The organism is Gardnerella sp. DNF01141, from assembly GCF_049244255.1.
Classification (GTDB): Bacteria; Actinomycetota; Actinomycetes; order Actinomycetales; family Bifidobacteriaceae; genus Bifidobacterium; species Bifidobacterium vaginale_E.
In genome coordinates this window covers 1,187,748-1,201,223 of the sequence record NZ_CP058391.1, presented here as the reverse complement: position 1 = coordinate 1,201,223, position 13,476 = coordinate 1,187,748, and the positions used below count along the sequence as shown (strand labels likewise).

Annotated in this window: 9 protein-coding genes and 1 pseudogene; 1 reads left to right on the top strand and 9 read right to left on the bottom strand. The window is 42.7% G+C overall.

From position 1 onward, the window contains the following. Positions 1 to 157: 157 nt before the first annotated feature. The 7 genes from HXT35_RS04615 to HXT35_RS04585 form a co-directional block, all read right to left on the bottom strand. Positions 158 to 1,129 (bottom strand): hypothetical protein, encoded by a 972-nt coding sequence (locus HXT35_RS04615; RefSeq protein ID WP_004127745.1) that lies wholly within the window; start codon positions 1,127 to 1,129, stop codon positions 158 to 160. A gap of 316 nt (positions 1,130 to 1,445) precedes the next feature. After that, positions 1,446 to 2,204 carry a hypothetical protein gene (locus HXT35_RS04610; protein ID WP_004127744.1) on the bottom strand — a complete coding sequence of 253 codons (759 nt, stop codon included), beginning with the start codon at positions 2,202 to 2,204 and terminating at the stop codon, positions 1,446 to 1,448. A 197-nt stretch (positions 2,205 to 2,401) separates the two neighbouring features. Next, a complete protein-coding gene (locus HXT35_RS04605) occupies positions 2,402 to 2,578 on the bottom strand; it encodes an FmdB family zinc ribbon protein (RefSeq protein WP_032843462.1) in 177 nt (58 codons plus the stop codon). A gap of 118 nt (positions 2,579 to 2,696) precedes the next feature. Then, positions 2,697 to 2,903 (bottom strand): hypothetical protein, encoded by a 207-nt coding sequence (locus tag HXT35_RS04600; protein ID WP_004127727.1) that lies wholly within the window; start codon positions 2,901 to 2,903, stop codon positions 2,697 to 2,699. Beyond that, entirely contained in the window at positions 2,900 to 6,649 is a 3,750-nt protein-coding gene (locus HXT35_RS04595; protein WP_004127725.1) for a hypothetical protein, read from the bottom strand. The genes HXT35_RS04600 and HXT35_RS04595 overlap by 4 nt, the downstream gene beginning before the upstream one ends. A 16-nt stretch (positions 6,650 to 6,665) precedes the next feature. Continuing rightward, the gene (locus HXT35_RS04590; RefSeq protein ID WP_004127722.1) at positions 6,666 to 8,096 is read right to left on the bottom strand and encodes an FHA domain-containing protein; all 1,431 of its coding nucleotides are present in this window, start codon (positions 8,094 to 8,096) and stop codon (positions 6,666 to 6,668) included. Positions 8,097 to 8,422: 326 nt separating this feature from the next. Further along, on the bottom strand, positions 8,423 to 9,421 hold the full coding sequence (locus HXT35_RS04585) for a Fic family protein (protein WP_421787943.1): 999 nt from the start codon (positions 9,419 to 9,421) through the stop codon (positions 8,423 to 8,425). A gap of 325 nt (positions 9,422 to 9,746) precedes the next feature. Between HXT35_RS04585 and HXT35_RS04580 the strand changes: the two are divergent. Continuing rightward, positions 9,747 to 9,911: pseudogene (locus tag HXT35_RS04580) on the top strand (ATPase); the annotation flags it as partial. Between the two features lie 342 nt (positions 9,912 to 10,253). Here the strand turns inward: HXT35_RS04580 and HXT35_RS04575 are convergent. Together HXT35_RS04575 and HXT35_RS04570 are read right to left on the bottom strand one after the other, a co-directional pair. Next, positions 10,254 to 10,988, bottom strand: a complete 735-nt coding sequence (locus tag HXT35_RS04575; protein ID WP_421777625.1) for a hypothetical protein — start codon at positions 10,986 to 10,988, stop codon at positions 10,254 to 10,256. A 721-nt stretch (positions 10,989 to 11,709) separates the two neighbouring features. Continuing rightward, positions 11,710 to 13,170 carry an ATP-binding protein gene (locus HXT35_RS04570; RefSeq protein WP_004129539.1) on the bottom strand — a complete coding sequence of 487 codons (1,461 nt, stop codon included), beginning with the start codon at positions 13,168 to 13,170 and terminating at the stop codon, positions 11,710 to 11,712. Positions 13,171 to 13,476 lie beyond the last annotated feature (306 nt).

The following is a 13,476-nucleotide window of genomic DNA, read 5'->3' as shown; positions in this document are numbered from 1 at the left end:
AAGAGAGATACTAACTTTGTACGCAAGCGTTTTACATACGAGGCTGACGATCACGTTTGCAATCGCACTTACGTTCTGTGTTTCATAGTAGCGCGAAATTAGCACTCTAACAACTCGAGTGCTAATCTTTTAAGAAAATTTTTAGAAAATTCTTAAATTAGGCATTGCGACGAGCTAAAACTTCGCGCAAATTTGCAACTCCGAGTGAGTCTGCGGAACTTGCCGGAGCTTCTACTTGACTTTTCTGCTCTTCTGCATGGAATTGCAAAGAAGTTGACTTTTGCAAATTTTTAGCATACTTAGATTCAGAAGTCTTCGCACTTTTAGCAGCTTTAGATTTAGTAGCTTTAGATTTAGCAGGCTTAACCACAGGTATTGCTTTAGCAACCTGCTTAGTTGACTTGATTTCCAAACTTTCTGGAGCTTTTGCTGCAGCAACAGAATTACCCAAATCATACTTGACGTCGCTTCCAAGAGAGAATGAAATCAAATCTTGATTATTTTTGACAGCAGCGGAATCTTTAGAATCTTCTTTAACAGCTAAATTAGCTTCTTTAAAGTCTTCTTCGTACTCTTTTTCATCAATATCTTCAGCAACGTTTTCAGCATTTTCAGTTGCTTCACTTCTTGCAAGAAGAGCCGCATTACACTCCTCTTGAGCACGCATTAACGCGACTTTAATTTCGCCCTTTTCCATAACAGAAGTTGCGGTATCGTCGCGAGAAGAATGTTGCTCAACTGATTCTGAAGGTTCACTCTTCAAAGATTGTTCCTTTGAAGATTCAAGTTTCAAAGATTCGCCATTCAAAGACTTGTTGCGCAAAGAATCATTCGCCAAATCTACAGATTCCAAAGATCCAGCACGCATCTTAGCTACGCGAGCTTCCCATTCGCGAGCATGCTTAGCGGCACGAGAACCGAAATAAAGAACTGCAGTCAGCATAGCTCCTGGAATAAGCACGAAAGCTGGCGAAAACGCTCCAGAGCACCCAACTATAAACACAAGAACTGTTAAAACAGCAAGAGCGCCAACCAATACGCAACGGCGACGAATAGCGGCTCGTCTTGCAGCACGAATACGCGCAATACGTTCAGGAGTTAATGTTCGTTTTCGTTGAGTCGGTTGCATACAAGCCCCTTTTGCCAACATACCTGTGCCGTCACAAATGCGTGCAGCACTCCACTCACCTACAAGATGTAGTGTTGGTGAAAACCTATCCTCGCGATGCTCAAGCATGGTCTTCATGCCATTAACCGTGCGTTTAGGCAACCACCCGAACCATAAGGCTACGAGGATGATTAACACAATTAGTGCGCTAACCGATTCATAACCCATATCTATTAATATAAAGACGTCTAAGGATGTGTAGCAATATAAACGCGTCGGCGTGTCGCCAAAATGTGGGAATATGCCATCTTTCTTCACACAATATGCTGTGTTAGCACTAACGGTTATTAACGTGCTTCATAGCAACAATCGCAAGTGAAGGATTCACAGACTGAGCTTGCAACAAACGTAAAGCGTCTGCAGCAGGCATGGCAAGAGTCGTAGTATTCTGCTGATCTTGAGAAGATTGTTGACTTTTAGCTATTCGCATTACAATAACGTGATTAACAACATCTACATACCTTCTATCAATCTGCGTAATATCAGTTTCTTCAGATTCTTCAGATTCTTCGTCGCTACTTTCGCTATTTTTACTATTTTCGACATTCTCGCTATTTCTACTACTTTTACTACTTTTACTTGCAGAGCCGCCGGCTTCCTGCGTATTTTCATCATTTTTTGTAGAATCATCCGACTTTTCGCCCTCGTCTTGCAACGGCTTACTAAAAGCAAGATCTACCTCTTCTCCAGGTATTATCGTGTGATCTGCGCTAGATAAATGCACTGAAATCGAAGTAAAGCCTTCAGGAATATTCGGCAAATGACTTACAGCATTTTGCAAAATCGGCATACCAATTTTGATTTCACAAGTTGCAATAAGCGGATTTCGCAAGTTTACACGCCCAGCAAGCGCATAGCGAAACACAGAATGTTGCGGAACTCGAATGTAATTAACATCCGTTTCGCTAATCTTATCTCCTTGATGAATATTATGAGCAGCAACTGGTATTAATTGCGTAGCTTGAGAATCAATAATTGTAGATACAACCAGCAAAGATACAATTGCCGCGCATAAAATAACAATAATTTTCCGCACAAAATCGTGTTGGCGCCTCTTAACCAATGCGCTAGAGCTGTCGGAGCGTTGAAACCCCGAGAATAAAGAAAAATTTGTACTCATAACATGCATTTTTACGTAAGCAAAATAGTCACGCAATAAAAATTGCGCGTTGTGGATAAAACCTATCAACGCGCAACTAAAGTGCAAGTAAAACGCAAATAAAGCGCTTTTATTTACTTATCAGTTCTGTAAAAGCCTTTGCCTTTAAAATTGATTGGAGGAGCAGAATACACTTTGCGCACAGCGTTTTTGCCGCACTGAGGGCAAATGGTAATAGGTTCATCCGAAAATGATTGATGTTCAGAAAAATCGTATCCGCATTCTTTACAACGGTAATGATAAGTAGGCAAAAGTTCCTCCGAAGTTTCACAAATATAAGACAAAAAACTTACTGTTCCTTCAAATATCCTATTATACGCCGTGACAGCCGAGGCAAACTAATAAGTTTATTGGCCAGCCAGCGAACGACTAGTTTCGCCCTCGCTCAGAAAACACAGCCCAATGCGGAGGAAGCTCGCTTAAAATGCGATTATCGTCGTCCAAAGCACGCTGCTCTTTCGTAAGTTCATCAGAAGGCTCTAGTTTTACGCCATCGGCATCAAAAAGCTCAGAGCCTTCACGCACTACTCTTACAGATTTGCGCGGAGAGCGTCGATTAGGATCATAATCGCTCATTCGTTGTCACCATACAATTCGCCGAGCCTTGAAACAACGCGGTCAACTTCTTTTTCTGGATTAACGAATGCACCAACGCTCCAAACAGTCATAACAGACCATCCAAGAGCTTCCAAATCTTGAATCATCATACGATGACGTTCACGAGTGGACTGAATACTCATAAATTGAGCATCGTCAGTAAGCACAGCCAAAGCAAATGGCTTATCTGCAAGACCGACAACAAGCGGAATACGAACGCCGTTATCGAAACCATAATTAACCGCTACATTTAATCCGCGCGAACGAATACGCTCAGCTAAATCAGTAAATAGCACATTATTTTGAGCAGATTCAGCAGCAACTTGCGCTTCAACATCATGAGCATCTTCCGGACGCAAAGGCTTATCGCTTAACTGCTCAGCCCATTGCAACAAAGTCTTAAGCAACTTTGGGCCATCCTGATGCAAACGCTCATCATCCATATCTTTGGAAGTAAATGCGCTAACAATATCAAGATGCCTACGAGCCAAAGCAAGCGCATCCAAAAGCATACCCTTGCCGCCTTCTTCTTCCAGCAAACCAAATTGCTGAAGCAAACGTCCGTGAGAAGTTTTTGCGTAGCACAGAGACAGAATAACATCCGTAGCAATAGCTCCGGAAGCTTCGTGAACACTCATTAAACGCACATGACGCAAGAATCGAGCCATATTTTCGTCTTTAATAGACAAAGACTTCAATTCTGCACCCAAACGACTGCGGAATACGTTTGTTAAAGTCACAACCACAAGCATGTAGCTTGAAGGAACAACAGTGAAAGTCTTCGCGCGCTGACGAATAAGCTCAACTACTTCGTCAATTTCGCGCTGACTGCTTTCAATCAGTCCGGAAGACAGCACTGGAACTCCAGTAGCATCAACTTGATGCAAACGCACCTTGCCTTGCAAGCGTTCAATAGGAACATCGTGACGCAACTTTCCGTAACCGTGTTCTTCCAAGAATCGAGCCAAGCGCAAGGAACGCCTTGTAGCGCGAGAAACAACTGTAACAGACGGCAGAATAGAAATAAGCTTACGCAAACTTTCAGAGCTTACAGTCTGCTTATGCGCAAGAACAACTACTTGCGAAGCGCGAGCCAAAATAGAGAATAATTCAATATTTGATATATGCTCTGCAGAATCAATAATCACAGTGTCTGCAATAGGACCAAGCGGAGTCATCATAGTAAGCGTTGATGGCATAGCCACTAAGATTGGCTTTGCAGCAAGCAAAATCTCAGAATAATTGCGCAAAAGCTTATTAAATGTTATTCCGGAACGGTTGCTTGCAAGCATAGTGTGCAGTTGATTTGCTTCCTGAGTATGCGAGAACAGCAATTCGCACAAATGCCTCATAGCTTCTTGCTGAACCATCGGTCCAATAGAACGCACATGCTCAGTATCTACTTGTACAAAACGATCAGAAGCATCCTGCATAGCAGAACCATCTTGATTCGAAATAATCGCAGAAGAATTAACAATATCTTCAAAAACTGTAGTCCACCAAGCAAGCTGTAACTCGCCATCAAGAGCATCTCCTGTAACATGACGATGACGCAAATCGCTTACTAAATCAAGCAAACCAGCCTTGCTAAATTCACTTTCCAACTTGCAGCGACCTGGAAGAGTATCGAGAGATGCGCGATCGTCATGCAAATCCTGCAAACGTGCCTCAAGCTGCGCAAACTCAATATTTTCAAGATCTGCACCTTGACGAGTTGTAGATAATACTGCATCAAGAGCCACCAAATTCCTAGATAATACTTCTTGAGTATTTACCAATTCGTCTAATTTTGGCGGCAAAACAGGCCATCCACCGTGAGGCACAAAAGTACGCCACTGAGCAGCCTGCTGAGAAACAATCTTCAAAGCTTCATGCAAGTCGTCAACCTTAGCTCCAACTCTAAGCAAACTACGCGCTTCACGCACGTGACGGCGACGTTCCCAGAAGCCCATAATCGTGCCTTCAGCTTTTCTAACAGCTTTCGGCTTACTAGCTTCAATCATTGCGTCCAAATCGCGCTCAAAAATTTCAGGTTGGAACACATCGAGTACGCGTCGCAAATTCTTCAAAACCGTAACTTGTCTGCTCCATTCGCGAGCAGTTGTTGGAACAGGGAAACCGCAGCTTTGAACAGTGCTTTTAACTTGCTCGCGAGTAGCAGGAAGTAGCTTAAGAAGCACGTCTACTATTCGCTGATACACCGATACGGCTTCGTTTTCGTCGTAAATAGAAGCGCCAAACCAAGGAGTATCTTCAGGATTAATATTAAATTCACCAAGCTCGTCCGCTTGATGGAATTTTTGCAACCACGTATCGATTTGACCAGTAATTGCATGAGCTGCAGCAACGTCTAAACGCACGTGCGTAGAAGGATGCGTTGGCAGCATAGCAATTGCAGCAAGATTTTGTATTGTTTGATACGCCGATACTCCCCAAGTTTCATTAACTCCGTGAAGGTCACCTAAATAGCGAGTAAGACGCGAGCGCACACCAACTAATTCGTCGGCAACCTGCTCAAAACGCGATGTTGCAACGCTTTGACGCGCTCCAACTGCAGAAATAAGCTGCGAATCAACATGCTTAGCAATATGCCCATCTGCAACGTCTAATGCTAGTGAAGAAATTTCATGCGTATTAAGCGTATAACGGAATCTACGCTGTTGTTCAATCACATTTGGCACATACAAAACTGAGCGCCCTGCAAGAACCGAGCGCGAAGCGATTGCTGCAGCAATAGAGGCAGAATCCGAGCCGGAGTCAATATTAACGAATAACGAGTTTCCGGAAGAAACAAGATCTGCAGCGTAGCGAACGGTGTTGTCAACATCTCCAACTTCGCACTCACCATGTGGATCTGCATCAAAAGGACTATATTCCGGCTTATTATCAGCACTAATCGCTTGTATTGAACGCTCATCTCCTGCCATAGCGTCAATAAGCGTATTGCCAACATTGCCGGACTGTAAAGCGTTAAGAATTTGCTCACTTTCAGCCACAAAACGAGATCCTGCATCTGTAAAGCATCCAAGTACAATATCTCGCTCAATGTCGAAATCTGGGAAAGAAGTGCGTGCTTTTTTACAAATGGCATCAAAAACAACAGAAGTTTCTGGAGTACCGCTTTCGTATTGAGAACCGTCAAAGAGCACATCCTCGCGAAGCTCAACTCCGCGAGCACTCAAACGCTGAACAAGAGCATGGTTTAGCCCAACACTACCGGAGAAGTAAATAGTTGCTGCAGTTTCGTCTTGATTAGTATCACGAACTACATGCACCGGATATGTGAGAACTGGAACATGATTACCATTCCACGATGCAACTCCAACAACCAAAGAAAGCTCAGATACGCCGCTTTCATGCGCTTTTGCGTCGCGATCCTCAAAAACGCGATCCAATCTACGCCCAGCAGCACGCAACATCCCAGCATCGCGGAATAAAGCTTTTAACGTTACTTTTCCACTTGCAAAAAGTTGCGCTATTCCAGAAGGATGCGCGTGAGTAAGCTCTAATTGCGCTGCAAGTTGCGTAATATCTTCTAGCGGAGAAGGAGATAGCTGAGACTGATACTGCTGCTTCCAAGAAATAATATTTTTGATTGCGCTGCTTCGAGCACTTACTTGTGAATTGTTTTGATCAACGCTGTTCTCAACATTTTGATCAACGTTCAGCTCACTTCTTTGCTCAACGTTTTGCTCGCCATTCTGCTCGCTGTTTGCCTCACTCATTTTCCCACCTACTCACTTACTGTTCAATAGCTTTACGGTATGCACTATAACCGCTGTTACGCGCAAGTGCTGCATCTACATCCGCATTGCCTTGTGCTGCAAGCCAAGCGTATAAGTCGTCGTACAATCCAGGATTTGACGCTAAGTATGGCAGCAATTCGGAATGTTGAGCCATCTCAAATTGCTTTGAAAAATCTGTACTTTCTTCTGCTTCTTTAGAAGTGAATCCGCCAGCTTCTACAATATTTTGCTGAGCATCAAATTCACCTTTTGATACTTTCTCAAATACGGATCCAGGTTCAAAAGCAGGAGTATAAGATGCGTCGGAATCAATACTACTAATATCGCTAATATCAATACTTGTTGCTGTAAAGCGCGAATCAAGAGGACCTATATTTGTGTAATTTTCGTACGCTTTATTAGAGTCTTCGTGAGTTAAGTAATATCGATTACCTTCTAATGGATTTGACGCAGTTTTGGAAGGCTCGACTTCAGCTGGTTCTGTTTCAGAAGCGTCGATTTCAGCTGATTCAACTTTATCTGATTCGACTTCATAGGACTCAGCTTGAGCGGATTCTGCTTGAGATTGCTCTGCCTGAAGAGGCTCTACATTAAGCGGTTCTGCATTAAGCGGTTCTGCTTGAGATTGCGCAACTTGAGCATTTTCGCTCTCTGCTTGAGCATTTTCACTTTCCGCTCGAGCATCCGCAAACAAATTACGCGGCTCAACAGGCGCTTCCTGCTGCTCCAAAACAACAGGAACTGTTACATCGTGATTAATTGGCGCAGCATTGATAGGATCTGAATCAACCGACGCAGAATCAATCTGTTCAGAATCAACCGACGCATCATCAACCGACGCACTACCCTCAAGCGCATCCTTAATAGATTTGCCTTTTTGCCAAGACAATCCAGGTTCCGACACTGACTGTGCGTGGAAAATTCCAGTCGGCTCGCCCGCGCGCAAATCAAGAATCTGATCTACCGACAAACCAGACGCGGCAGGCTCCTCATGCTTTTCATCATCAGTGGCATAAGAGAACAAGTCACGCACATTACTAGTCTCTTCTTCCTGAACTTCATCTTCTACTCGCACAAAATCAACAGGAACATCACCAAACTGCATTCGCATTAAACTGTCTGGAAGCTGGAAATCAACATCTGGGTCGAGTCGCAACAAATCACCATTTGAGCCAACTAAGTAAGTTCCGTTTGTTGAATGTAAATCGCGTATTGTTGCCACGCCTTTAGGATCAACAATGAGTAGCGCGTGGCGCTTAGACATAGAACGCTTATTATCTACTATGTCAATGCGCTTAAATCCATCTTCACGCAATGGGCGTATAGGCTTTCGACCAATCTCAACCGACTGACCTGCTCCAACGCGCGCCTGCTCAACACCACCTACTGTAATCATCCAGCGCTGCACGACTTGTCGCTCACTCACGTGATCTGCTCCCTTCAGAAAACACACACTACCTTCTATTGTGTCATGCTTTGTGTATATTGCGCTAGTTTTTATTGATTTTTCGCATAAAAATATTACATATTTACGTAGGCGACATAAACTACTCACAGCTAAGCAGTTTATGCCACATCGAACCAGCAACATCACGCCACTCGTTTCGGCGTAGCATGTTTACACGCTTTAACGCCGAGCAAAATCAATTTCGCTAAACTAAGCAAACTCCACTTCGCAAATTTGAAAATTTTTTAATTTTGCGAAGTGAGGCGATATTCACACGAGCCTCAAAACGCAATAAACAGAACGTGTTACAACCCAAAAAGCTTCAACAGAGCGCGTAACGTATCTTGACCGTCATAGCAAGTTTCAACTAGGAATCCGCGCTCATTGCTGTATTCTTTAAGACCGCGATAATAGTAGTATTTCTTTCGATCCTCAATAATAAACGGCACAATATTATGCTTTAAGCATTCCTTAAAAGCAATCAAACGCCCAACTCTACCATTGCCATCCTGAAATGGGTGTATTCGCTCAAACCTGTAATGAAAATCAACTATATCTTCTAGCTGCAAATCAGTTTTAGCAAGGTATTCTGCCAACAACCTGCTAATCTCATCATGCACTTTTTTCGGATCGCAAGTTTGCACACCGCCTACAACATTCGCACGCAACTTGTAGTCACCAACACTAAACCAAGGCAGAAGCTCGTCGCTTGTTCCGCGTTTAAGCAACAAATGTAAATGCTTAATCATGTCTTCACTAAGAGGCTCTTCAGCAACATCAATGCAGTAATCAATCGCACGAAAATGATTTACTGTTTCAACAATGTCATCAACCCTAATACCTGTACTAGCATTTGCACCAACAACTGTACCTTCGTTTTCGCTTGCGCCGCCGCCGTCCACATTTTCTTCGGAATCAATAGTATTAGTTTCAAAAATTCGCCTAGTTTGATCTTCGCTTAGCTGACTTCCTTCAATATGATTCGAGTTGTAAGTCATACGAATTTGAAGCTCGTGATAAATTCCACCCGGTATACGATGCTCCTTCTCTTCCCTAAGCCTTTGCAAAATAGGATTACCTGAAATTACGCGATACAATTCACTCGGCTTACATTGTAAATAGTCGCTGATTTTCGCGATTACTGAATTTGATAATTTTTCACCTTTTGAGATTTTCGCAATCGTACGAGAAGAAATATGCAACTCGGCCACTAACTGCGATTTTTTAATACCTTTTTCTTGTAGCCTTTTGTTCAATCCCGAGTAGTCATACATTTTTAACGCTTCTCTTTCTTCCGCTTGCATAGTTTTAATTGAGATAAATTATGACGAATCTAAATACTCACGCACTAAAATCTTTACTTATTTTCCCATAATCAACATCAAAAGTAAAGATAATTGCTATTCTGCATACTTAAAAGTAAAGATTCGCGATTTGACGAATCTAGCATCAGCAACATCACGCCACTCGTTTCTGCGTAGACAACACATCAGTGATATGCACGCAAAAGAAAAGATCTGTGATTTTAAGCAAACATACGCGCCTACTTTCAAAACTTAAAAAATATTACAGTTTTGAAAGTGAAAATACGTATCTACTTTCAAAAGTGAAAAATACTACTATTCCGAAAATAATATTAGCGATGATTCCACATTGGAGCACGAACTTTCGCCACTAAAAGCAATAAAAGACTCTTACCCTAAAATCCTGCTTGCAAATACGCGTCATGATTCTTACGACATTGAAGGAATCCGCGTAATAGACATAGCGCAATGGCTACTCGAAACAAATTGAGCCAAACAGTGGAACGCATACGAAGAAAGGGCTTGGAGTCTGATGCCCCTAGTAGCACCAAACCCAAGCCCTTTAACAAAACCGACTCGTTTCCCTAACAAACAAGCCAGCCAAACACTCAACAGTCACGCCCCCGAAAACCAGCGCACAACACTACCGTGAAGAAAGAGATTTGGCAAAACAGTAGAATCATGCAAAAGCCCGAAAGCAAACCCGCCGCAAAAACATAAAGCCCTTGCAGCACGTTGAGTGAAAGATTTAACAAGTGAGCGCACCATACTCACATACAGTGCGCTCACAAACAAATCATTAAACAATCAACACACTTAATGTGCTAACAGCTTAGTGACGGATCTTGCGAAGAGCAGCACCCATGCCAGCAAGCACGGAAGCAGCAACAGCAGCCAAAGCTACAGCAGCACCGGTCTTAGCCAATGGAGCAGCAGCCTTCTTACCAGCAGCCTTAGCTGGAGCAACCTTCTTATCTTCAGCCTTCTTAGCTTCTGGCTTATCTCCATCGATTGGACGATGAGACTTCATTACGGTGCGGTTCTTGGAATCGCGTGGGCCGTAAACATCCTCAGTAGAAAGGCTTGGGAGACGGTTGTTAACGAAGTTCTCCTTCTCCTTCTCCATCTCAGCAACGCACTTAACCTTATCTGCAATAAGCGCATCTGCAGTGCCGCATGCGTAAATCTTTTCAATCTTCTTGTTGTACAAGCGAACAAGCTCATTGTTCTTAGCTTCTACAGCACCAGCATGCTTGGAATACTCAGGATTGTAACCCTCGTTGTAAACTGGGTTCTCATATGCTGGATAATCTGTAGCCTTAATGCCCTTTTCATCGAACTTGGAAGCTTCACCAAAACGCATGTCGCTAGCCTTCTTAGGAACGGCTGGGGAATCAGTCTGAGTAGTATCACCGAGCTGTTCAGTAGTGCCGTGCTTAGTAACGTCACCATTAGTGCCGGAACCATAGCCAGAAAAACCTGCAGCGAAAGCTGGGGCGGCGAAAGCCAAGCCAGAAACGAGGGTGGCGCCAGCAGCAAGTGCAGCGATAGCCTTCTTGTTAAACATAATATTTTCCTTTCTTCTTCTCCACCACGCTTAAAACGCAGTGAAAAACATAAACCCACAAAATCAATCTCTTGTGGATAACTTTCAGATAGAGTATCTAGCTGAAAGCTGTTATTAACATACCCCCCCCCCGTTCGAAAAAGTCAAGAGCAAAAACAAGCATTCAACACAGAAAATATCATCAAAATTACAAAAATATTCCAGTAAAAGCTCGTAAAACCATAAAAAATACAACAAACTACACTGTTTAATCGTAAAAAATACTATTTCAAGATTTTCAAAGATTTTTCTCAGAAAACTCTCAGGAAACTCGCGGCAACTCCCCCGCACCGCCCGCAAAGCCTTGAAAAACCGCCACTCACAGCGCGACACGCGCGGAGACCCGCCTTCACTCACGACCTAAACTACTCGCGCGCGTGCTGTTTTGCTCGTATTTTCTTGCGTAGGCGACATAAACTACTCAACGCTGAGTCGTTTTGGCCGGAATCTTCCGCAAAAGCGACCTAAACTACTCACCGCTGAGCAGTTTAGGTCACATCGAACCAGCAACAACTAGCACCGGTTCAGGCGGCAATAAGACGCACAAAAGAAGAGTTATGAGGTAAAAAAGATGGTTATAGTGAAAAAAGAAAAGAGCCTTCGCGCGCGAACGAAAGAGAGAAAACAAACAAGCGAACGCGAGCGAAAGCCCTTAAAACCACGAAATCTTAAACACTACCTTCTACTTAAGCAACCAATCAACAATGTTTTCAACGCGAATGCCGTCGTAATCATCGTCCAAAGCCTTGCTCAAAGTAATAACCAGCTTCTCGTAATTATTCTGAATCTTACGAAGAGGCTTTAACTCCCGCTCGCGCACAGACTCGTCCATCATGCTTTCAGTTACTTGAATATAAAGCTTTTCGGAAGCAGAAGTCGCAACAAAATCCACCTCCAAATTATCTATTTTGCCAACAGCAACATCATAGCCGCGCCTTAAAAGCTCAAAGAACACAACGTTCTCTAGCGCATGCCCTCTATCTCTGTCCCTAAAACCAAGTAAATAATTTCGCAACCCAATGTCAACAATGTAATATTTGCCAAGAGTGCGCAAATAATCCTTACCTTTAATATCAAAGCGCTTAACGTCATAAAACATATAAGATTCTTTTAACGCACTAACATAAGCGGACACAGTTTGAGTTGCAGGCTTAGCGCCACGCGCGCGTGATTCGTAAGAATTGCTATCCGAAGAATCAAGCAACTTTTCCGAAGAAAGCGTATTGCACATAGAATTTAAAGACGTATTGTTTCCAATATTATCCGCCAAAAACATAATTATTTTTCTAAGAAGGTCGGCGTCTGTAATCTGCCTTTGCCCGCGGCGCTTCTCGCGCTCGAGTATATCTCGAACTACTACAGTTGAATAAATTCCGTCCAGCAAAGTCATTGCGCTACTCTGATTAAAGCCTGATTCTAAAGCAATATCACAGATTGCAGGCATACCGCCATAACGCATATAAGCTGCAAACAAATCACCCAGCTCTACACTACCGCCATTCGCGCTCACCGCTCTTTTTTTCAAATCGCCGAGCGGAGACTTATATTCTTCAATGGAATAATCCTGAAAATCAACAAACTCTTTGAACGAAAGCGGGTACATTTTCACTTCCACATACCGCCCAGACAAGTAAGTTGAGTACTCCGAAGAAAGCAGGTATGCGTTAGAGCCAGTTATGTAAATATCGCAATCAAAATCTACGCGAAACGAGTTAATTGCATCTTCCCAACGATCTATACGCTGCAGTTCGTCAAAGAAAAGATACGTTTTTTTAGTAGACTTAATACCAGAAGACTCAATCTTGGTAGACTCAATCTTTGTAGGCTCAATCTTGCTTTTAACGTAATTGTATAAGTCTTTGTAACTCATATCTTGAAACTCAAGCGACTCAAAGTTTATAGATATAATTTGATTTTGCTCAACCCCAGAGTTAAGAAGGTATGCTTGCATAAGTTTAAGCAGAGTTGACTTGCCACAGCGGCGAATACCTGTCACAACTTTTACAGGCTCTGTATCTTTAAAAGCTATAAGCTGATTAAGATAAATATCGCGATTTTTAATATTTTTGCCGACTATTGAAGTGCGATTACTGCGCATTGGCATATTTGCGCTTTCAAGTAACGGATTTTGCGAATTTACCATAATAACCCTCGACTCCGCTTTAGAAAATTTAGCAATTCCTAAAATGCTCACATTGATTGCACTGTTATAAACATACGAATCTTACGAATCTTATAAATATTATTACCTAAACTTTGATTTTTTACAAGTTTAGGTTATTCGTGACCTAAACTTTTATTTTTCGTAAGTTTAGGTTATTGATTACCTAAACTTTTGATTTTTGCAAGTTTAAGTTGTTCGCTATAACATACAGCCGCTCGTTTCGGCGTAGCATGATTTACAAGCTTTAATGCCGAACAAATCTCACTTCTCAAAACTAGCCAAATC